Source organism: Kocuria sp. NBRC 114282, from assembly GCF_030268385.1.
GTDB lineage: Bacteria > Actinomycetota > Actinomycetes > Actinomycetales > Micrococcaceae > Kocuria > Kocuria palustris.
The window spans coordinates 1-427 of the sequence record NZ_BSQO01000035.1 but is presented as its reverse complement, the minus strand read 5'-3'; the positions used below and the strand labels follow the sequence as shown (position 1 = coordinate 427).

The 427-nt window shown below is 63.7% G+C and carries 1 pseudogene; it reads right to left on the bottom strand.

The features are described 5' to 3' along the window. Positions 1-304, bottom strand: a pseudogene (locus tag QSJ40_RS12610) (IS3 family transposase); the annotation flags it as partial. Positions 305-427 lie beyond the last annotated feature (123 nt).

Here is a 427-nt window from a genome sequence, read left to right as displayed (position 1 = left end):
TGGCGCAGAGGTAGAGCTTTCCCTCGTCGATCCAGTGCTCTGTGATGTCGGTCAGCCACAGTTCGTTGACGTCATCGGCGGAGAAGTCCCGCTTCACGAGATCGTCGTGGACCGGCGGCCCGGGACGTTTCCCGTTCTTGCCGCGCTTCTTCCCGAACACGGACCACCACTGGTTGTCCCGGCAGATCCTCCACGCCGTCCGCTCACACATCTGCTCACCGGCTTCTGCCGCTTCGCCGGCCAGGAACCGGTAGCCATACTCGGGGTCGTTGAGGTGAGCGTCCAGTAACGCGTTGGACCGGTGAATCGCCCCGGGTCTGGTGGAGGCTCTGAATCCACGGGAGGATGAGGAGCATGGCAGCACCGAGGAAGTACCCCGACGAGCTTCGGGAGAGAGCCACGAGGATGGCAGTTCAGTCACGGCGCG